The sequence below is a fragment of the Psychrobacter sp. 1176_08 genome (assembly GCF_052850615.1).
The window spans coordinates 297,336-317,747 of sequence record NZ_VXCU01000004.1; the positions used below are offsets into that span (position 1 = coordinate 297,336).

Genomic DNA, 20,412 nt, shown 5'->3' on the forward strand with positions numbered 1-20,412 from the left:
CGTTTGATAGCAAGACTGCTGCCACTATCAAGTAACATGGACACTATTGTTTATCGTCTTGTTCTACTCGTATAATGCTTGTAATGAGTACTCACTACCAATATTTGGTTGATATGATTAAATAAAATTGCTTTATCACAATAGATAAGCAATGGGCGAATACGGCTATCTATGATTTTTTTTGGGTCAGTGTTTCAATCACAGTTTCGATTATTACTTGTAAATGGCGAATCGTTTAGCCTTCGTGCTTTGCTGCGTGTCATTATGGATAGCCTATATCGACGTTATAAACTGACGTTGTCATTGGCGATTTGTCTGTGCCTGATGACACCAGCACATGCCAGTCATGCAGACTTGGGGCAAGAGACAAATTTGCCCGAGATATCCACGCCGTTTATTGATTCTAAAACCTCTATAAATGCGCCTAGCGATGATCAAACACAGCCTATAGAAACGGTCGATAACATCAATGGCTTAGCACCGACGAGTATCTGGCAACCTGAGATGCAAGAGCCAAGCCTATATGCCCTATTGGATGCCGAGTTTGCAGCAGATCGTGATGACAAACGAAGAGCCCTCGCTATCTATAAACAGCAATCCTTCAAAGATGATGCGACTGCGGTATTTGAAAGGGCGCTGAGTCTGTCTTTACGCAGTGAAAGGGTTGAGGATTCGTTGCAGTTTGCTAAAGCATGGCAAGATCAAAACCCGGACCATGTACCTGCATGGTTTTATGTCGCGCATCTCGCACTTCGAGCCCATGATTATCTGCTGGCTGGTGAAACACTCAACCGTATTTTACGTTATGACCCTCGCGCTGATTTGAGCGAGATTCTGATTGGCATTTATCCAAACAATGATGAAGACAAACGTGAACTGCTGGCTGCGCTACAACCGCTCGATAGCGAACAAAACGCCTCATTGTCTGTTTTAAAAGCAGGTCTCCTCTATCAGTTTAACGAGCCTGAGATTGCCATCGTACATATCAACCGCGCTTTGAAGCGTCAACCTGATTATGTGCCTTTTATCACTTTGAAAGCTGATATATTGCGCAAAATCGTTACAGCGGAAACAGTTGTTAATTACCTAAACCAAGCCCGTATGCGTAATCCCGATAGTAAAAGCTTATACTTATATGAGATTCGCTACTTACTGGACATCAAACAAAGTCAGGAAGCATGGGAATTATTGCTTAACGCTCACAGTCAGTTTAGAGACGACGAAGAAATCACTTTATTGGCAGCGTTAGTCAGTTTGGATATTGAAAAATACGACAGCGCCGATCAGCTACTCAATACGCTCGCCAAAACGTCCGCTTATCTTGATCGCGCCTATTATTATCTTGGTATCAGCGCCGAGCGTCAGCAAAACGTGGAGCAAGCAAAACGTTATTTTAATAATGTCATGCAAGAAGATTTGGTACTAGAAGCACGTAGAAAAGTTGTGGCGTTTGAACTGTTAAATGACGATACCGATGCGGCTATCGCCACGCTAGAAAAACTGCGTAAAGATTTTAGCGTATTCGCGCCTGACACTTATGTACTACAAGCCGATATTTTATGGCAGCAAAATGAGCCTGAAGAAGCGCTTCGCCTCTTAACGCGCGCCGCTCGTAAATACCCTGATAATGAAGCATTGCTGTTTGCCCGCGCCCAGCTGCTTGATGACAAAAATGACTACATTGTCAAACGTACATTGCTCAACCACTTGCAAGCATTAGACCCTAGCAACTTGTCGTATCAGCTGAGTTATGCTCAACTACTCCTCGCCAACGAACGCAGCTCCGAACAAGGATTAGCATTAGCCACAGCTATCATTCAAATTCGTTACGATGACCCTCGTTACGACAATGATCTACACTTGCAAGCACTCAATGTGCTGGCCAGTAATTCATTGGCCAACGAAGACTATCAACAGGTCATCGACTACTTACAAACGCCTTATGATGTATTCCCAACTTTGCGTTCAGGTACGTTGCTATTACGCGCTTATCAAGGTCTAGGCAATAATGAAAAGGTCGAAACATTGCTAGCAGATTTGCAGCAGCGTTTTTCGTTCGGACAAAGCAATATCAGTGACCGCATACAACTGTATTAATTCATGCTTGGAGTAAACCACTGGTTAGCGCCAAACGTTTTGATGCCTTACATATATGACTTGGGTTACTTGGGTATGATGATTACAAGGTCATTATAAGAAGCTAACAACCACGTATAACTGAGTAACAAATAAGAATTAAGCTAATATTTTGTCACTTTGTCCATTTTGAGGAAGCACTATTATGTCAACACGCCCTTTTTACAAAACCAATAAGTTAGCTTTGTTCTCTGCTTTGACGGCAGCGATGATTATTACTTCTGGCTGTCAGTCGTTAAAGACCGCGAATGCGACCAATCAACCAACCATGATGCAAGGTCAAAACGCAGACCAACCTAAAAAGCTTGAAAACTTTAACATCACAGGCAAAATCGGCGTTACTACTCCGGCTAATGACACCACAGGAAGCCAAGGCGGCAGTGCGTTTTATGCGTGGGGACAAGAGAACGATCGCTTTGCCATTGAACTGATTGGCGCATTGGGTATTGGTAAAACCAACATCGAATACAATGGTCAAACTGCCACACTAGTTAGCGAAAAGACAGGAACCTTGACTGCTGATGATCCTGAGACTTTATTGCAAAAAGCCACTGGTTGGAAAGCGCCAATCTCACAACTGCCTTATTGGATATCTGGTCGCCCAGCGCCATCAGACAGCGCCCCACAGCTTGATGCTCAAAATCGCTTAGTCAGTTCGGTCAATGGTGAATGGCGTGCCAGCTTCACGTATAAAGGGAATGACAAGCTGCCCAATAAAATCAGTGCAGTACAATCACAAGGCAATAAAGTTGTCATGACCATCAATCATTAAACGGTTATATCCAGTTCAAAACAAAATCAATATGTTAATACCCACGGGCGACTGGCATGAATTTTCTTGCTTCTCATCATACAGAGGCAGCGCAACATTCATTTCAGTCGCCCTATATCATTTTTAAGGTGGATTAACTCTACTGATAAACCAACCCTTTTTACTTATTATGAGTGTTGTTTATGCCTGATGCTTTAGCCATAACACCTAATTCTACTGTTAGCCGCTTATCCCCTGCAAAAATTAATTTATTTTTGCACATTACGGGCAGGCGTGCTGATGGCTATCATAATTTGCAAACGGTATTTCGTCTTCTCAATTGGGGCGATTATTTACATTTTTCGATGGCTGATTATGCTGTGATACAAACGGCTAATATCGGAATAGATGCCAATACTCTCTGTCATCAGTTATTGATACTGGCGGGTGCTGAGAGCATCACTGCCGATATAGAAGACAACTTAATTTTTAAAGCAGCGCGCGCATTGCTTGCGTTTGCCATACAGTCAAATACGCTACCTAAGCAGTTGGCACAAGTAGTTATTACTTTAGACAAGAATTTGCCAATGGGTGCAGGTTTGGGTGGTGGCTCGTCCAACGCGGCAACGACTATGCTGGCGCTCAACGAGATTTGGAATCTCAATTTTACTTGCGATTCGCTGATAAAAATCGGTGCGCAGGTAGGTGCAGATGTGCCTATCTTTATCTTCGGTCAAGATGCCATCGCGACGGGTATTGGTGAGGAATTGACTGCCATTGACTTACCTGACCAGCAGTATTTAGTCTTAATGCCTGATGCGCATGTCAATACTGCCAAACTATTCGCCCACCCCAAACTACAGCGAGATATCGCTCCTCTGTCGATTGATACTATCTGCAGCCAATACACTGACTATGTACAAACGCTTACCTCGCCCTATCATAATGTCTTCACTCCAGTAGTGACAAGCCTCGCTCCTGCTGTTGCAGAGGCATTACATTATCTGCAAGGGTTAGAGGCACAAGCAATGAGCACAGCACGAATGACCGGCTCTGGTAGCGCTGTATTTTTACCGTTAGATGCGAGTATTGCCTCTGATAAAAAGCTATTGGCGAAGTGGATTAAAGAGGCGCCTTGTGCAGGATATGTGGTAAGGAGTTTATAAGTGGGTATTTTCCAAAATAGCTTTTAAGCAAAAAAAATGCGTATCCTTTAAAGATTCTGTACAGAATATCGTATACATAAGCTTCGAACTATCACTAGTCGTAGATATCAAATACAATCTTGTACCTTAATATTTATCTGTCAAAACGCCTTCGACGTCAATTTAATATGAATAAATCCTAGAAAAAGACGCAAATGACTTGCAAAATCTGAAAATTTACTTATAATAGGTCGCCTCAATAGGGGTATAGCCAAGTTGGTAAGGCATCAGGTTTTGATCCTGACATCCGTTGGTTCGAGTCCAGCTACCCCTGCCATTTTTTAGTACGAAGCGTTTGAGATGGATTTATTATAAGCGGCTTATAAACAGTCACTTATCTTAATATCATTGACAACGTTATCCCAGTTTCGGTATAGTTCGCAATGGACACCGCTAGGGAAAAGTTATGTTTTGGACGGTTTATCCGTTTCTTAGATAACTAACAGGTCGTGAGCCCATTCTTAGAGTGACTAATTGGTTACTATTAGATATCGGAGTCCACAGCCTAGACATTACAGGGGTATAGCCAAGTTGGTAAGGCATCAGGTTTTGATCCTGACATCCGTTGGTTCGAGTCCAGCTACCCCTGCCATTTTTTACTGTAATAGTATACTTCAACTTTTTTCACCACTCTTTTCTTAATTTGAGCAGTTTGTCACTGCTTAGCGGTCGCTGCTTGAGTCAATCAATAGGACTTCTGTCATGCCTTATTTGGCGATTTTTACGGGCAATGCCCACCCAGAATTAGCAAAAACCGTAGCCGATCACCTTCATATACCTCTTGGTAAAGCTGACATCACGCGTTTTTCTGATGGCGAAATTGCCGTGGAAATCAAAGAACACGTACGCGGTAAAGACGTGTTTATCATGCAGCCTACTTGTGCACCAACCAATGACAACTTGATGGAAATCATGATGATGGCCGATGCTTTGCGTCGCTCTAGTGCTGGCCGTATCACAGCCGTCATGCCGTATTTTGGTTATGCTCGTCAGGATCGTCGTCCACGTTCAGCTCGTGTGCCTATTTCTGCTAAAGTCGTCGCTGACATGCTCAACATCGTCAGTATCGATCGCGTGATGACGGTTGATTTGCACTCAGATCAGATTCAGGGTTTCTTTGATATTCCTGTTGATAATATCTACGGTACACCCGTTCTATTGAATGACCTACAAAAACAAGACTATGACAACATCATGGTGGTTTCACCTGACGTTGGCGGTGTGGTTCGTGCGCGTGCGATGGCGAAGCAGTTAGGCGATACGGATTTGGCAATTATTGATAAGCGCCGTGCACGTGCCAACGAGTCACAAGTCATGCACATCATCGGTGATGTCCGTGGCCGCGATTGTGTGATTGTTGATGATATGGTTGATACCGCAGGTACCCTATGTAAAGCCGCTGAAGCACTAAAAGAACATGGTGCACGTCGCGTCTTGGCTTACATTACCCACCCTGTTTTATCTGGTAACGCGCTAAAGAATATCAGCGAGTCAGCATTAGATGAAGTGGTTGTGACTGATACCATTCCTTTATCAGATGAAGCCAAGGCTTGTAGTAAAATCCGTCAGGTAAGCATTGCACCGATGCTGGCTGAAAGCTTACGCCGTATCAACAATGAAGAATCTATTAGTGCGATGTTTGACGCTTAAGCTCAAAACGTAAACAATCGTTACGGTGGTTTTTACAATCATACGCGTGGTAATAGATTATCAGTAGCCAAATATAAAGCGTCAAGTGTCTTCACTTGGCGCTTTTTTTACTGAATAGTTTGTACAGTCATTTTGCGTAGGTCTTTATTATTACTACAAAACCACGTATAATGCGCGCCTGTGTCGACCACTTTTGACTTTGTCAGGTCGATATTACCAAAAGTGCTGATCAAGCTTAGCAATAACGATTTTAATGACTGTAATAGGCATATCATTCGTTATGATGAGCGAATGGCAAGATTTGAGTGTTGTATGTTTTATCAGCAACGACAAATTTTAGCTATCATCACCCATTAGTGGATTGGTCGCAAATCCACTTTTTTATGACCAGACACTTCATCATTCTTTTTATAGGATTATATCCATGAGCACTAATCATTTTGAGCTAAATGCAGTTGATCGTTCTGCTGACCTACAAGGTAAAGGTGCGAGCCGCCGCCTACGTAAGCAGAACCTAGTTCCTGCTATCATCTATGGTGGCAACGCAGAGCCAACAGCAATCTCTATCAAGCTAAACGAGTTGGTAAAAGCGCTTGAGTTTGAAGCATTCTTCTCACACATCTTGACCATCACTGTTGATGGCGAAGAGCATCAAGCCGTTATCAAAGATTTGCAGCGTCATCCTGCGAAAGGCTTCCCAATGCATGCTGACTTCCAGCGCGTTGTAAAAGGTCAAAAAATCCACATGAACGTTCCTGTGCATTTTGTTGGTCGTGAAGAAGCACCAGGTACCGCTGCTGCAGGCGTACTATCTACGCTAGTATCTGATATCGAAGTTGTTTGCTTACCATCACAATTACCTGAATACCTAGAAATAGATGTATCTGGTATGGAAATCGGTGATTTGTTCCGTCTATCAGATATCACTCTTCCTGAAGGTGTTGTGATTCATGAGCTTGAGCTAGAAGACGGCCATGACCGTACTATCGTTAACATGCAGCCACCAACGGTTGAAGAAGTTGACGAAGCTGCTGACGACGTTGATGCTGATGAAGTACCAGCTACTGAGCAAAACGACGGTACTGAAGAAAACAAAGACAGCGAGTAATCATTCCTTTATATAGCCACTCGTTGTAGTGCATATAATCGATGATTTATTCAGTCAAAAAAACAGCAGGTGATTCAGATCTCCTGCTGTTTTTGTAAGTAGGGTTTGGACACCATTATTGGTAAGCTAAGACAGTTCTGTCACACCGTCTTTTTAAATATGACTCAACAATGTTTTATGCTGTAGCAAACCTTACCACTCATTTATTACATTCAAGCAGGGTGTTTTTATGGCCATAAAGCTTATCGTCGGTCTTGGTAATCCTGGTGAGCAGTATATGTTTACGCGGCATAACGCTGGATTTTGGTTTGTCCATCATTTGGCTCAGGAATTTAATATCACCCTCTCCCATGACAAAAAATTTCATGGCGTGACGGGGCGTGGCCGTATCCATGGGTCCGATGTGCGGCTCTTGATGCCATTGACCTTTATGAATAAGTCTGGTCAGTCAGTGGTGCCGATGGTCAACTTTTATGGAATCAATAATGACGAATTATTGATTGCTCATGATGAGCTCGATATTCCTGCTGGCAGTATCAAGCTCAAAACCAATGGTGGACATGGTGGTCATAATGGTCTACGGGATATCACGCCTCATATTGGCAATGATTTTCATCGTCTACGCATTGGTATTGGGCATCCAGGCCACAAATCTAAAGTCAGTGGCCATGTGCTTTCTAAAGCCGCTCCTAATGAGCAGATTGCCATCGATAGCGCTTTGACAGCTGCTTTTGAGGCATTACCTTTATTGTTAGCTGGTGATGTCGAAAAAGCGCGTGCACAAATCAATGGTTTTAAATTGCCTGAGTAACACCATATACAGGTCAGCAGTCTTTTATTTTAGCAAGTTAATCTCTATTAACCTTTTGATTTAGTTAACTAATATCAGCTACGCTAAGGAAGCAACCTATGCTACTTAATATGCTTAAATGCAAATTACACCGTGCCCGTGTTACCCATGCCGAACTGCATTACGAAGGCTCGTGTGGTATCGACGGTGATCTGCTCGATCTCGCTGGACTACGTGAAAATGAGTCTATCGATATCTATAATGTGACCAATGGCAAGCGCTTTCGCACCTATGCCATCCGTGCTGAAGCAGGCTCTGGGATTATCTCATTAAATGGTGCTGCAGCTCATATGGCAGACTTAGGTGATATCGTCATTATCTGCGCTTACGCCCATTTTGATGAAGTGGAAGCATCAACGTATCAACCAAAGCTTGTCTACTGCAACGAAGACAACACGGTGAAAGACACCGCCAACATCATTCCTGTCCAAGTGGCTTAGATTGAAAAAACACAAAATCTTTAGACAGAATAGACATAACTGACCAACTAAACTGTTGAAGTTATTGTTATTATTTAGTCAAAACCTTTATACTAATACAAAAGCTGAATCCACATGTAGATTCAGCTTTTTTTATACCTTTCTGCCTAGGGTGTGTCATCAATTAGCCCATTGATACAGCGAGTGGTCTTAAAATCTGAGTAACAACACATCCTAGGAAATTTATATTTTTTATGACAACTTTTGATAACTGATAAGGAACAATACTAATGTGGCTGGCTGTTATTGCGATACTCATTGGATTAGCAATTTTGGTTTGGAGTGCGGATGTTTTTATTGACGGGGCGACCACACTGGCAAAGAAGTTCAGTGTACCTAGCTTCTTGATTGGTGTTTTGATATTAGGAATAGGAACGTCAGCGCCTGAAATGGTTGTGTCAGTGCTGGCAGCAATAGAAGGTAGCCCTGAGTTGGCGCTGGGTAATGCTTATGGCTCCAATATTATCAATATTGCTTTAGTCCTAGGCGCAACGGTATTGATCAGCCCTATTATCATTCGTAAGGCTATCGTAAAACGTGACTTGCCCATCTTAGTAGGGATTACCGCTATAGCGGCATGGCAGCTGCGTGATGGCGCATTGAGCGCAATCGACGGCATTGTCCTAGTGGTATTGCTCATCGCGGTATTGGGAATGCAGATTTTTCTCAGTCTACGTGAAGGCTATCATGAACATGAAGACGATGTAGTAACAGAGATAGACGAAGAAAAAGCCGAACAAAGCGTTGCACGAGGACTTGGCTCTTTATTTATCGGTATTCTGATGTTGGTCGTCAGCTCACGTGCAATCGTTTGGGGCGCAGTGGAGCTGGCCACTTTTTGGGGATTGAGCGAGCTTATTATTGGATTGACGATTGTCGCTGTCGGTACGTCATTGCCTGAGCTGGTATCGAGCTTGTCAGCGGCACGCAAAGGCGAACATGACATGGCACTGGGCAATATTATTGGCTCTAATATATTCAATACGCTGGGCGTCGTTGGTCTTGCAGCCTTGATTGCACCCATCACTGTCAACCCTGTTATCTTGTCGCGTGATGTCCTGACAATGGGCTTGATTACATTATTGCTCGTTGCTCTATGTGTTTATGTGTATATGACCAAGCGTAAATTTGGCCGTCTTTCTGGTACCACCCTGGTACTCTTCTTTGTGGGCTATACAGGATGGCTTATTCAAACCGTCAACATGTAATTTTTGCTATTCAAAACAATGTGCTTAAACAAACGACAGACAGTAGACTGAGTGTATTTTTACCCTACTGACTTTTCTGGTTTTTCTTACGATTTTTGAATCCACTCCATAACCCTTCATGTGCTACTTTTGGCATCTTTAGGGTAATGGTGTTGGATAGCATATCTTGCACCGCAAGACCACGACGATTGAACACACAAAATACGTAATTAAATATTAAACCCAAGAAGGCGCTGGTTAATAATAAAGCGCGCGATCCGCCAATAAGACTACCAATAATACCAAACAATAATGGCATCAAACATGCCGCTAGGATACGTTTAAAAGACTGTCCCCATGTCAGCAAGTGACCTGAGTTGTTCACCGTTTTTAATCGCCAAGTTTGCATACCCAATGTCTGCCCACCGCGGCGCCAAAATATGCCATAAAATGCGACCAGCGTTAGTACAAAAGACGGCGTCATTACCACGTTCTGATACCATGTCGGTAGCGATTGTGCTTGCGATGATTGTGTTCCTGTCTGCATCGTCAGCACTGTACCTACCACGGTAAGTATTGTTCCGACCAGAAACAGCAGTGCCAAAATTAACATGCCATCATATATAATCGCCACAACGCGAGTCGTTGGCTTAGCGATCGTTGGTTCTTCATCAGGCATTGGTTGTGTAGAGGGGTTGCGCTTAGGCATTGATTTATTGGCCGCTTTTGCTGGGCGTTTGGATAAACTCTTTGACATGGACAAGCTCATAGCAAGCAGTGAATAGTGTCTATATTGTACCGTAATTCACAGTCTTAGCGTACATTATCATAAGGTGTCACTGTGTGACAAAATAATGGTATCAGACAAAACCTATAGACATAAAAAAATCGCCAATTTGTCATAAGACAGGCGATTGATTTAATTGATTATGCAAAATGGTGCGCTTGGAGAGATTCGAACTCCCGACCCCTTAGTTCGTAGCCAAGTGCTCTATCCAACTGAGCTACAAGCGCGTACTTTGCAAATCATTTACTGAGTTGATAAAAACAATTTCAGTAAATTAGGATGGCTATTATATAGATAATATCGCTTGTGTCAATATCTTTTTTTACTAAATTCAAATTAATTTTTGATCTAATAACTAAAAATACTTAACGCCAATATATTGCTTTATCACTCTAATAACAACTGAATAAATGGCGGTGAAGGAGGGATTCGAACCCTCGATACGCTTACACGTATGGTTCCTTAGCAGGGAACTGGTTTCAGCCACTCACCCACTTCACCGAACGATATAAAACGCTTATAAAATAACTATAAACTCAGTATCATTGCTAACGATACGTCTTATGTCGTGGGCGAGTATTATAGCAAAGCCAAAACGAATTGCAAGCGTTGTCTACAGATTTATGAGAGTTTTCGTATAATTATTTATTTATAGGCATTTATAGACGTTTGAGTAGATAAAACTTTGGCAAAAATAGTCCTTTGGCTCTCTAACATGATATTTATTGATGTGTCATATGTTTAATCGAAGCATTTGGACGACTATGGCTTTTTTGTTAGCAGGTGGCTATAGTATTTGCTGTTCATTTCAAACCATATAAAAGGAAGTGTTATGCGACCAGTGGTATTGTGTTTTTCAGGATTGGATCCCTCAGGCGGCGCCGGACTACAAGCAGATATTGAGGCCATTGGGCAAGCAGGTGCCTACGCTACCGTCGCTTGTACAGCGATTACTATACAAAGCTCACAGCAAGTATTTGGTTTTGACGCCTGTGCTGCAAACCTAGTCAAGGCGCAAGCCACGACAGTGCTCGATGATTTACCAGTCGCTGTCATCAAATCTGGTATGCTTGGCACAACTGATAATATCGCAATGCTGACCGGCCTATTTGCTGAGCGCGTGATCGCTGCTACGGTGCCTTTCGTGTTAGACCCTGTATTGGTCGCCAACAGTGGCGGTAGCTTGGGTGACGAAAAGACACTAGTAGCTGCCTTCAAGAAGCTGTTGCCTTACGCCACTTTAGTGACGCCCAATAGTCATGAGCTGCGCGCTTTGAGTGGTGAGCAAGATCTACACGCTGGCGCACAAAAACTATGCGCGCAGGGTACGCATGCAGTCCTTGTCAAAACCTCGCATGATTTTGATAGCGGTGATATCGAACAGTATCTATATGTCGAAGGCGAGATGGTACATCAGAGTACTTTGCCACGCTTAGAGGGTGAATTCCACGGATCGGGCTGCTCGCTCGCCAGCTTTATTGCGGGACGCTTAGCCATGGGAGATGCGCTTATTGATGCCGTCAAAGCAGCAGACAGCTGGATTACCCAGACACTGCGCGCGGCTGATGTTCCGCATCCTGACAATGCCGACGCCCAACTGATACCCAATCGCTTCGTTCGCGTTTAGTGTATTGGTCTTCCTATTGATGTAGCCACACAGATAATACGCTATCTTGAACGGATTCAACTGACAAAAAAAGGCGCTCTAAATAGATAGAGCGCCTTTTTGGTTCAAAATTTTATAAACAGTCAGTGCTGGTCTCAGTCACTGACGTCAGCCTATCCCAGCATGGGCATAAAATTGGCTGTCAAACCACCAATAAATATCTCAAGCAAATAAAATGCAAAGAAAGCAACCATTGGTGATAAATCCAGCATGCCTAAGTTTGGGGTGATGCGACGAAACGGCGCTAAGATAGGCTCAGCAAGATTGATAATAATACCAATGATGGGATGCTCAGATCGGGTAAACACTACAATCCAGCTAACGATAATAGAGCCTATTACCAAATAGCGGCATAGACGCAAGAAATCTAACACTAAGCTTGTTGTGCCCGTAAAAAATAACGGCACGGGGGCAATGCCTTTATGCGTGAGCGCCGCTTTCCCTGAAATATCAATGAGGCGAATCAAAAACATAAGCACAATGGCAGCGATACTGATACGACCTTGCCCGACGGTTGGAAAAATACGTCCAAATACGTCGACAATATGTGTCGCTTTATAAGCTGGGGCAATCATGGGGTTTCTGGCGTCCATTCCTGCAAACTGTAGCATAAAGCGAATAAATACCAACATCATGGCGAATGTGGTGACCAAATCAAAGATTTGAAATAACATGTTGTTCATGAAGTGCTACTCAATATGATCTTATTAACAGGTTATAGGGTGACAAGTGTCATGGAAGTGTAGGCGCGGTATTACTGATCAAGTGCACTATCAGTGGCAGCAATAACGCACTTGATACCATAGAGTAAACTATTTACTCATCTCTTCACTTAACGCTTGGCTGCGATCATAACAAGCTTGCATGGCTTCACCAATTTGGCGACCAATATCATTGGCTTGCATGGACTCAATTGCCGCTTGAGTGGTGCCATTTGGAGACGTTACTTTGCGACGTAATTCAGCGGGCGCATCTTCACTATCCATCGCCATTTTTGCGGCGCCTATCATAGTTTGTAGTGCCAGTGCCGACGCCTGCTCTGTATCTAGTCCTAAGGCGATGCCTTTATCGACCATCGATTCGATAAAGTAAAACATATAAGCGGGCGCTGAACCTGACACGGCCGTAACCGCATGCATATGTGCTTCATCTTCAACCCACATGACCAAGCCTGAGGCTTCCATCACGGCAGTAGCTAACTGTTTTTGCTCAGCAGAAATATTGTCCGTACCATATAGCCCTGTGGCACCCATCTGAATCATAGCGGGTGTGTTCGGCATCGCACGTACAATATTGCGGTAACCATTTAACATGTTAGATAAAAGCTCGGTCGACAAGCCTGCCGCCACCGAGATCACCAATTGGGTGCTCAAGGCATCAGCAAAGGCGCCAATCACCGCTTTCATGACTTGTGGCTTCACAGCCAGCACTACGATGTCAGCATCGATAACCGCTGCATTTGCATCGGCAGTAGGATCGACGGTGTTCAATCCTTTCGCTGCCAGTTGTTCACGTACAGACAGATTAGGGTCAGCAACCGTAATTAGATTCGGTTGGATACCGCAGCCAATCAGCCCACTAATCAGGGCCTGCGCCATATTACCGCCGCCAATGAAGCTGATTTTCTTGTTATCTAATACTGACATATTTGTCTCCTACTCGCAAAATTCAAAGGCATTAAAACTAACATAATGCTAGGTAAAATGACACTCAGTTTAACATACTGCCACCGCTATCGTTTGAGAAATTCAAACGGTCAAAACGCGTATCAAGTAACAAAAAACTCAATGCAGCTAAACAACGTCATCCGTTTTTTAACAGATACTATTGAATACTCAAATGACTATTCACCAGCTCACTGAGTAGACTTTCTATAAGCTGAGTAGATAGATCAGCAGAACTCAAATGCCAGCTCTCAAAAGGTGATAGTAATAATATCGGAATCTCCTTTGCTGGCTCACTCTCAGTTCGTTCATTAGTTACTTCGTCTTCTAAAACCACACTCACTACCACCAAACTCTCTCGCAACCAAAGTGGAATACACAGTGTTTGGTACAGCTTTTTGCTTGATTGTGGGCGTGAAGCCTGCCTGGTTTGAATGCGCTGCTGACGATCTAATGGCGCTATCTTTAATACTTGTTTAGTCGCTGTTTCACCGTTTTCACTATTGCTATTATGATCTGATAGTTGCGCCAACACATTTGGGGTCACGTACAGTTGCCACATAAAGTCTGGACTCATACGCAAGCTTACGAGCGTAGGTTTGTTAGCAGCAACATCATCAGGAACTAAATTAAGATGAAAAGTTAACTCAACCTGTTCGGTAAGCGGCATCTTAAGCCATTTTAGCCAATCACTGCTCAAGCGATACAACTGCTGGCGATAGCGACGAATGGTATAGGACTGCTTGCGACCTTGCCAAAATAACTCGGTTTGATGATCATGATCACAGCGTTGGCTTAGCTGTATCACATCATCTATCAGTTGTTTGGCTGGTGGTAACGGCTCATCTTGACCAAGCCAGTGGTGCAATAGTTGGCGCTGTCGATGCAACGGTAGCGCTGCTAACTTATCAATATCGAGTACTCGCTGAGCAGAAGACAATTGTAATGAGCCAATAGCAGTTTGCTCTAAATCTTGTATCGCTTGAGCTCGGACAGTCGCCTCTGCATCGCTCAGTAGCTGCGCGCTACGAGCAATATTATCGATGACATTTGGATTGTATTTCGCGAGTACTGGCATGATGTCTCGTCGCAGACCACTGCGTACGTTATCACCAGTCTCATTGGTCGGATCGTCAATATAAGGGAGCTGCAAGCGCGTGGCATAAGCACTGATATCATCGCGCTGAACGGTGAGCCAAGGTCGCCATAATACAATGCGATGTGCCCCTTGCGTTTGTACTCGCCAAGGCTGTATACCAGACAGACCGTTGACGCCTGCTCCTTGAATCAGACGCATAAGCACTGTTTCTGCTTGGTCATCAGCGTGGTGCGCCAATAGTAATACATCGTCTTGATTCATATGTACACGCATGACGTCATAGCGTGCCTGCCGCGCGGCTTGCTCATCATGACCGTTCACTTGTGCCTGTAAGACATGACACGGCAGTTGCTGCTTTTGCGCCCACTGTGCCACATGCATCGACCAGTGGTGACTGTCCGCTTGCAGACGATGATCGACATGTAAAAGCTGTGGCAAAAACGGTAACTTTCCTTGGCGATAAAGCTGAACACATAATGCGGCGAGCGCCAATGAATCACGGCCACCACTACAAGCCAGCCAAATACGCCGACCATGCAGCCGTGCACCATAGTCAGATAAGCTATTCAAAAATGCTGCTTCTAATTTGGCATCGATAGGTCGCGCTGCTATGGGCTCAATGGGATGTGGCACGATGGCACTACTGGTCATAGTTAACCCTGCTTATTTGATGGTCATATGAATTGTGTAGTCGATTGACTTTAAAAAGAAAAATTTATAGCAGTCACACGTAGCCTCTCATGTACCGATTCTATACTGCACTGGCTGTAGTCAATTGATTTTAAAGGCGACATTGGACAAATGGCATGAATTTTCATAAGCGTTTGTAATCTTATAAAGTTTGATCCTAAAAAGCCTATGGTTAATGTTGCTTAACCGTTCTGTTCTATCCGTTCATAGATTAGTTCATAGGCATAAAAAAACGCGCCATTAAATGACACGTTTTTATTTTAGCATTAAGCTTGGCGCTCTCACATAAAAAGCTCAAGCTTAAACTAGCAAGGCAACATCACATCTGAGTTAAAAGACTTCAGCTTCTCATAGCGTAACTCACAACGCTTTTGTGCATCCAAATCTTTAATCTCGTCCAATTGCTCAGCAATCAGCGCCTTCAAAGCATTCATCACAGGCTGTGGCTGGATATGAGCGCCTTCTCCTTCTTCGATAACGGCATCAATCAAACCCATCTGATGCAGATTGATCGCATTCAGTTTCAACGCTTCACTGGCATCTTGTGCTTTTTCAGCCGTTTTCCACAGGATAGAGGCACAGCCTTCAGGAGAGATGACCGAATAGATACTGTTTTGCAGCATATTTACCTTGTCACCTACCCCAATCGCCAATGCACCACCAGAACCACCTTCACCAATAATGGTCACAATAATAGGGACTTTTAGGCTAGAAAAAACGGCAATACTTTCGGCAATGGCTTGTGCTTGTCCACGTTCTTCAGCGCCAATGCCCGGATAGGCACCTTGGGTGTCTACGAAAGTCATCACTGGAATATTAAAGCGCTCAGCCATTTTGACCAAACGAATCACTTTGCGGTAACCTTCAGGGTTTGCCATACCAAAGTTGTGAGCAATACGCTCACGAGTACTACGACCACGATGTTGACCAATGACCATCACAGGTTTACCGTCAAAGCGCGCAAGTCCGCCTAGAATGGCCTTGTCATCGGCATAAGCACGGTCGCCATGCAACTCATCAAATTCGGTAAATAGCTGATTAACATAGTCCATAAATAATGGACGCTTGGCATGTCGTGCAAGCTGCACACTATCCCAGACAGTGCTCATAGACGCTTCCCTTTAATCGTTATACATAATAATGATATCGTTATCTATTTTTAGATAATGAAAGTACAGTTGTAAACTCAATAGAAGCTATAGTAGCACATCTTATTTAGCATGGCATTACTGACAAAGCAGCTTTTGTTACGTTAATCTTTAACGCCATCATTACAATAGTAACCACTCACAGTTTTAAGCAGCGACAATGCTTAGCTTCACGCCCCACTTTGCAAATTGATCGACTTCAGTATAAAGGTCAGGCAGCAAAAAAGCATAATGTTCACTATCATTAGCCACCGTGATTTGCCAGCAATTATCTTCAATGATTTCTAGCTGCAGCTCTGGTAACTCCTGATCGCTACGGCTGTGATGCGCCAGCACCGCAAGACGCAACAGTAGACACAAATAAACGAGCTGATCGCCACCGATGTTAAGAGTTTGCTCCAGCATATCTGCTTTGAGCTTACGACGATGATTGAGCATCAGTTGTGCCATACGCTTTTGGTCAACTTGCGAAAACCCTGGAATATCAGAATACTCGAGCAAATAAGCACTGTGTTTATGATAGCTACTGTGACTGATCGCAAGGCCAATTTCATGCAAAAAAGCCGCCCGTCTGAGCAAATCACCATCATCACTACTCAGAAGCAATCTTTTCTTCACTTGCTCGAACAAAGCCCGGCTGGTTTTTACTACTTGTTTTGCTTGCTTTTTATCGCCTGAATAGCGCTTAATGAGGGCGAGTACACTACGGTCACGCACATCTTCACTCGCAAAGCGTCCAAGCATGTCATACATGACGCCTTCACGTAGCGCCCCGTCTGAATAGCTAATGGTGTCAATACCCAATACTTGCATCACAGCGCGCAGTACTGCTACACCTGCAGGAAATATGGCTTTACGGTGTTCCTTGACACCTTCTAGATCAATATTATCGACATGACCTGTCTTGAGCAGTAATTTTTCGAGATTTTTAACGCCTTTATAGGTGATGCACTCTTGCTCATCAGCCCAGCCTTTTGATACCAAGACATTGCGCACCGCTTTAATCGTACCACTCGAGCCAACCACACTGGTCCAGCCCATTTTTTGGTAACGACCATTGATAGCGAGCACTTCTTTACGCGCACCTGACATGGCTTTGGTAAAAGCTTCTTTGGTAATTTGACCATCAGCAAAATACTTTTGCGTGAAAGCCACACAACCCATTTGTAAGCTTTCGGTCAATAGCGGATCGAAGCCTTGGCCGATGATAAATTCTGTTGAACCGCCGCCGATATCAATGACCAAGCGCTTGTCGCTACTGGCATTGGTGTGAGAGACACCCAAATAAATCAATCGCGCCTCTTCTCGCCCTGCAATAATTTCGATGGGCTTTGGTAAAATTTTATTGGCATGAGCGATAAAATCGTTGGAGTTCTTGGCTTGTCGTAATGCGTTCGTTGCTACCACACGCAGGCGTTCGGGCGGCACTGAATCCAAGCGTGCCACAAAACGGCTTAAGCATTCAAGACCACGCTTTTCAGCGGCCGCACTTAAGATATTATTTTCGTCCAGTCCAGCCGCCAGCTGAACCTTTTCAGACATAGAAACTACTTTTCTCACCTCACCATGATCAAGACGAGCAATGGCCAAATGAAAACTGTTGGAACCGATATCGATAGCTGCCATCATCTCATCGTCAGTGAGAGGTGGATTTTTAAGATAGTCAATAGGCATAGGAGAAATCGTTACCATGTCAGATAAATAGGAAAAATAGGGATTAAAAGTGAGACAAAGAACAGATAGAAAATTACACGGGCAGAAAACATGACATTTATGCGAACCGATGCAATTGCCACCATTAAAGCATTTATGCCAAAAACTGGCAAGAGACACAACATTGGCACATAAAGACAAACACACTATTCATGAAATCATGGACGCATGCGGCGCATCTGTTACTTGTATTCACTAGGTTGGTTTGCTACATTAAAATTTAGGAATATTATAATAGATAACAGTTACTTACTGAATAGTTATACATGTAGAGTAAAAATAAAAGCCGCAATGATGTCTATTCAAACATGTTTTGATTGGTGCATAAATGGGTACATCATACGTGATATATAATAAATGACTAGCAAGGATGCTAAACCATGAACCTCAATGACACAGTGCTCTCAACCGGAACCGCAGCCACTCAGGATGGCGATTACACCAACAAAACTACCAAAACAGACCTTATAAAAGCCGATCCTTCGATAAAACAAAATTTTTACGATTTTTATTTGAATGAACATCAAAACATGGCATGTCGCCGTTTACATTTTGCTGGCAGCAGCTTTGGTCTATTGGGTTTAGCAAAATCTGTCAAAGACCGCTCTCCAAAACCCTTACTAAAAGGTATTGCTGCCGGCTACGCTTGCGCTTGGGTCGGGCATTTTTTCTTTGAAAAAAACAAACCCGCCTCTTTTAAGTTTCCGCTCAAAAGCTTTGCCAGCGACTTTCGCATGTATAGTGACGTGCTACGCGGCAATCTAAGTTTAAAAGATCGCAAATACGACAGAGCCAGAAAAAAACCAGCACAGTAATCAGTTTACTGGTGCTGGCCATTACTTTAGACACTTAAAAATCTAGACGGCTACATTAAGATTAAGCCTTTGCCATTTCTGCAAAAATCTCATCAGCAGCAGCAATCGACGCATCAATATCTTCATTGCTGTGCTTGATTGACATAAAACCTGCTTCATAAGCCGATGGTGCCAAGTAAATACCGCGATCGAGCATACCATGGAAGAAAGTATTGAACACATCCATATCGCATTCTGTCACGTCATCAAAGTTTTTTGGCGTTTCAGTTGTGCTGTCTTTGACAAAGAACATACCAAACATACCGCCAAGCTTATTAGTACGTAGGTTGATACCATGCTTGTCAGCTGCCGCTTGGAAGCCATCAACCAGATGATCGACTTTAGCAGCTAAGTCTTCGTAAAAACCCTCTGCCGTTAAGTCTTCAAACATCGCAATACCAGCACGCATTGCTAGCGGATTACCTGATAATGTACCAGCTTGATACACGCCGCCAAGTGGCGCGATACAAGACATAATCTCTTCTTTACCACCAAACGCACCGACTGGTAGACCTGCGCCGATGATTTTGCCAAAACATGTCAAATCAGGGGTGATACCAAAATGTGCTTGTGCACCGCCCAGTCCAACACGGAAACCTGTCATGACCTCATCAAAGATAAGCACAGCGCCATTGGCGGTACATTCTGCACGCAAGGTATCATGGAATTCTTGCGCCGGAATGACCATGTTCATGTTGCCAGCGATCGGCTCCAAGATAACGCAAGCAATCTCGTCGCCCCATTTCTCAAAACAGTCTTTGATCGCTTGTGGATCATTATAAGGAATCGTAATGGTATGCTTCGCAAAATCCGCTGGCACGCCTTTAGACGTTGGCTCACCGATATCGAGCATGCCTGAGCCTGCTTTTACCAGCAGACTGTCTGAGTGCCCGTGGTAGCAGCCTTCAAACTTGACGATTTTGTCGCGCTGAGTGTAGCCGCGCGCCAAACGAATCGCACTCATGGTCGCTTCTGTCCCTGAGCTGGTCATACGAATCATCTCAACACTTGGAACGATTTCGCAGATCTTGTCTGCAACCGTCGTTTCAAACGGCGTTGGTGTCCCAAAGCTCAAACCATCGTCAGCGGCTTTTTTGACCGCATCAATGACTTTTGGATGCGCATGACCCAAAATCATTGGGCCCCAAGAACCAACATAATCAATATAAGCATTGTCTTCGGTATCATAGATTTTGCTGCCATTGGCACGGTGCATAAAGATTGGCGTACCACCGACCCCTGCAAAAGCACGGACGGGTGAATTGACGCCACCTGGGATATGTTTACGGGCTTGTGCAAATAGCTGTTCGTTTTTGGTACTCATAAGAATTCTCTACTTGTGGGTTTTGTTATTTTGTATCGATACGTGATTATTTACTGGTGATAAAATCTTTGGATTCAATACCATTGGTACTGATTGGTTGT

At 43.8% G+C, this 20,412-nt stretch carries 17 protein-coding genes and 4 tRNA genes; 12 read left to right on the forward strand and 9 right to left on the reverse strand.

From position 1 onward, the window contains the following. The first annotated feature begins 171 nt into the window (after window positions 1-171). The 10 genes from FW759_RS07230 to FW759_RS07275 all read left to right on the forward strand — a co-directional run bounded on the left by FW759_RS07230 (window position 172) and on the right by FW759_RS07275 (window position 9,387). A complete protein-coding gene (locus tag FW759_RS07230) occupies window positions 172-2,097 on the forward strand; it encodes a tetratricopeptide repeat protein (protein ID WP_446442580.1) in 1,926 nt (641 codons plus the stop codon). A gap of 184 nt (window positions 2,098-2,281) precedes the next feature. Next, window positions 2,282-2,908, forward strand: coding sequence for a lipoprotein insertase outer membrane protein LolB (lolB, locus tag FW759_RS07235; protein ID WP_446442581.1), 627 nt, complete (start codon window positions 2,282-2,284; stop codon window positions 2,906-2,908). Window positions 2,909-3,090: 182 nt separating this feature from the next. Beyond that, window positions 3,091-4,053, forward strand: coding sequence for a 4-(cytidine 5'-diphospho)-2-C-methyl-D-erythritol kinase (ispE, locus tag FW759_RS07240; protein ID WP_446442582.1), 963 nt, complete (start codon window positions 3,091-3,093; stop codon window positions 4,051-4,053). Window positions 4,054-4,293: 240 nt separating this feature from the next. Further along, window positions 4,294-4,369 (forward strand) — tRNA-Gln (locus tag FW759_RS07245). A gap of 239 nt (window positions 4,370-4,608) precedes the next feature. Next, window positions 4,609-4,684, forward strand: a tRNA-Gln gene (locus tag FW759_RS07250). 110 nt (window positions 4,685-4,794) lie between these two features. Continuing rightward, on the forward strand, window positions 4,795-5,742 hold the full coding sequence (locus FW759_RS07255) for a ribose-phosphate pyrophosphokinase (RefSeq protein WP_095569268.1): 948 nt from the start codon (window positions 4,795-4,797) through the stop codon (window positions 5,740-5,742). A gap of 424 nt (window positions 5,743-6,166) precedes the next feature. Then, the gene (locus FW759_RS07260) at window positions 6,167-6,850 is read left to right on the forward strand and encodes a 50S ribosomal protein L25/general stress protein Ctc (protein WP_062843628.1); all 684 of its coding nucleotides are present in this window, start codon (window positions 6,167-6,169) and stop codon (window positions 6,848-6,850) included. Window positions 6,851-7,079: 229 nt separating this feature from the next. Then, window positions 7,080-7,661 carry an aminoacyl-tRNA hydrolase gene (pth, locus tag FW759_RS07265; protein ID WP_062843627.1) on the forward strand — a complete coding sequence of 194 codons (582 nt, stop codon included), beginning with the start codon at window positions 7,080-7,082 and terminating at the stop codon, window positions 7,659-7,661. Between the two features lie 98 nt (window positions 7,662-7,759). Beyond that, window positions 7,760-8,140 (forward strand): aspartate 1-decarboxylase, encoded by a 381-nt coding sequence (gene panD / locus FW759_RS07270; RefSeq protein WP_010196068.1) that lies wholly within the window; start codon window positions 7,760-7,762, stop codon window positions 8,138-8,140. Window positions 8,141-8,409: 269 nt separating this feature from the next. Continuing rightward, window positions 8,410-9,387, forward strand: a complete 978-nt coding sequence (locus FW759_RS07275) for a calcium/sodium antiporter (RefSeq protein WP_446442583.1) — start codon at window positions 8,410-8,412, stop codon at window positions 9,385-9,387. A 64-nt stretch (window positions 9,388-9,451) separates the two neighbouring features. Here the strand turns inward: FW759_RS07275 and FW759_RS07280 are convergent, their stop codons facing one another. The 3 genes from FW759_RS07280 to FW759_RS07290 all read right to left on the reverse strand — a co-directional run bounded on the left by FW759_RS07280 (window position 9,452) and on the right by FW759_RS07290 (window position 10,654). Further along, window positions 9,452-10,123, reverse strand: a complete 672-nt coding sequence (locus tag FW759_RS07280; RefSeq protein WP_446442584.1) for an RDD family protein — start codon at window positions 10,121-10,123, stop codon at window positions 9,452-9,454. A gap of 180 nt (window positions 10,124-10,303) precedes the next feature. Beyond that, a tRNA-Arg gene (locus tag FW759_RS07285) sits at window positions 10,304-10,380 on the reverse strand. Between the two features lie 184 nt (window positions 10,381-10,564). Then, window positions 10,565-10,654 (reverse strand) — tRNA-Ser (locus FW759_RS07290). 331 nt (window positions 10,655-10,985) lie between these two features. On the opposite strand from FW759_RS07290, the gene FW759_RS07295 reads away from it, so the two are divergent. After that, window positions 10,986-11,780: a hydroxymethylpyrimidine/phosphomethylpyrimidine kinase gene (locus FW759_RS07295; protein ID WP_446442585.1), complete on the forward strand. Its 795-nt coding sequence runs from the start codon at window positions 10,986-10,988 to the stop codon at window positions 11,778-11,780. Window positions 11,781-11,932: 152 nt separating this feature from the next. Here the strand turns inward: FW759_RS07295 and FW759_RS07300 are convergent, their stop codons facing one another. The 5 genes from FW759_RS07300 to ppx form a co-directional block, all read right to left on the reverse strand. Next, window positions 11,933-12,502, reverse strand: coding sequence for a YggT family protein (locus FW759_RS07300; protein WP_095569274.1), 570 nt, complete (start codon window positions 12,500-12,502; stop codon window positions 11,933-11,935). A gap of 129 nt (window positions 12,503-12,631) precedes the next feature. Then, a complete protein-coding gene (proC, locus tag FW759_RS07305) occupies window positions 12,632-13,465 on the reverse strand; it encodes a pyrroline-5-carboxylate reductase (protein ID WP_446442586.1) in 834 nt (277 codons plus the stop codon). 178 nt (window positions 13,466-13,643) lie between these two features. Then, the gene (gene tilS, locus FW759_RS07310) at window positions 13,644-15,233 is read right to left on the reverse strand and encodes a tRNA lysidine(34) synthetase TilS (RefSeq protein WP_446442587.1); all 1,590 of its coding nucleotides are present in this window, start codon (window positions 15,231-15,233) and stop codon (window positions 13,644-13,646) included. Window positions 15,234-15,577: 344 nt separating this feature from the next. Further along, window positions 15,578-16,381, reverse strand: a complete 804-nt coding sequence (locus FW759_RS07315) for an acetyl-CoA carboxylase carboxyltransferase subunit alpha (RefSeq protein ID WP_131393295.1) — start codon at window positions 16,379-16,381, stop codon at window positions 15,578-15,580. A gap of 186 nt (window positions 16,382-16,567) precedes the next feature. Then, on the reverse strand, window positions 16,568-18,094 hold the full coding sequence (gene ppx / locus FW759_RS07320) for an exopolyphosphatase (RefSeq protein ID WP_062843619.1): 1,527 nt from the start codon (window positions 18,092-18,094) through the stop codon (window positions 16,568-16,570). 419 nt (window positions 18,095-18,513) lie between these two features. On the opposite strand from ppx, the gene FW759_RS07325 reads away from it, so the two are divergent. Beyond that, window positions 18,514-18,948, forward strand: coding sequence for an Mpo1-like protein (locus FW759_RS07325; RefSeq protein WP_446442588.1), 435 nt, complete (start codon window positions 18,514-18,516; stop codon window positions 18,946-18,948). 61 nt (window positions 18,949-19,009) lie between these two features. Here the strand turns inward: FW759_RS07325 and hemL are convergent, their stop codons facing one another. After that, the gene (hemL, locus tag FW759_RS07330; protein ID WP_446442589.1) at window positions 19,010-20,311 is read right to left on the reverse strand and encodes a glutamate-1-semialdehyde 2,1-aminomutase; all 1,302 of its coding nucleotides are present in this window, start codon (window positions 20,309-20,311) and stop codon (window positions 19,010-19,012) included. Between the last annotated feature and the right edge of the window lie 101 nt (window positions 20,312-20,412).

What these genes read in the sequence shown, in the direction of transcription:
- lolB (WP_446442581.1), top strand. Translation starts at nt 2,282, where the DNA reads ATGTCAACACGCCCTTTTTACAAAACCAATAAGTTAGCTTTGTTCTCT.
- tilS (WP_446442587.1), bottom strand. Translation starts at nt 15,233, where the DNA reads ATGACCAGTAGTGCCATCGTGCCACATCCCATTGAGCCCATAGCAGCG.
- FW759_RS07230 (WP_446442580.1), top strand. Translation starts at nt 172, where the DNA reads ATGATTTTTTTTGGGTCAGTGTTTCAATCACAGTTTCGATTATTACTT.
- ppx (WP_062843619.1), bottom strand. Translation starts at nt 18,094, where the DNA reads ATGCCTATTGACTATCTTAAAAATCCACCTCTCACTGACGATGAGATG.
- FW759_RS07295 (WP_446442585.1), top strand. Translation starts at nt 10,986, where the DNA reads ATGCGACCAGTGGTATTGTGTTTTTCAGGATTGGATCCCTCAGGCGGC.
- FW759_RS07315 (WP_131393295.1), bottom strand. Translation starts at nt 16,381, where the DNA reads ATGAGCACTGTCTGGGATAGTGTGCAGCTTGCACGACATGCCAAGCGT.
- FW759_RS07280 (WP_446442584.1), bottom strand. Translation starts at nt 10,123, where the DNA reads ATGTCAAAGAGTTTATCCAAACGCCCAGCAAAAGCGGCCAATAAATCA.
- panD (WP_010196068.1), top strand. Translation starts at nt 7,760, where the DNA reads ATGCTACTTAATATGCTTAAATGCAAATTACACCGTGCCCGTGTTACC.
- FW759_RS07275 (WP_446442583.1), top strand. Translation starts at nt 8,410, where the DNA reads ATGTGGCTGGCTGTTATTGCGATACTCATTGGATTAGCAATTTTGGTT.
- FW759_RS07260 (WP_062843628.1), top strand. Translation starts at nt 6,167, where the DNA reads ATGAGCACTAATCATTTTGAGCTAAATGCAGTTGATCGTTCTGCTGAC.
- ispE (WP_446442582.1), top strand. Translation starts at nt 3,091, where the DNA reads ATGCCTGATGCTTTAGCCATAACACCTAATTCTACTGTTAGCCGCTTA.
- FW759_RS07325 (WP_446442588.1), top strand. Translation starts at nt 18,514, where the DNA reads ATGAACCTCAATGACACAGTGCTCTCAACCGGAACCGCAGCCACTCAG.
- hemL (WP_446442589.1), bottom strand. Translation starts at nt 20,311, where the DNA reads ATGAGTACCAAAAACGAACAGCTATTTGCACAAGCCCGTAAACATATC.
- FW759_RS07300 (WP_095569274.1), bottom strand. Translation starts at nt 12,502, where the DNA reads ATGAACAACATGTTATTTCAAATCTTTGATTTGGTCACCACATTCGCC.
- pth (WP_062843627.1), top strand. Translation starts at nt 7,080, where the DNA reads ATGGCCATAAAGCTTATCGTCGGTCTTGGTAATCCTGGTGAGCAGTAT.
- proC (WP_446442586.1), bottom strand. Translation starts at nt 13,465, where the DNA reads ATGTCAGTATTAGATAACAAGAAAATCAGCTTCATTGGCGGCGGTAAT.
- FW759_RS07255 (WP_095569268.1), top strand. Translation starts at nt 4,795, where the DNA reads ATGCCTTATTTGGCGATTTTTACGGGCAATGCCCACCCAGAATTAGCA.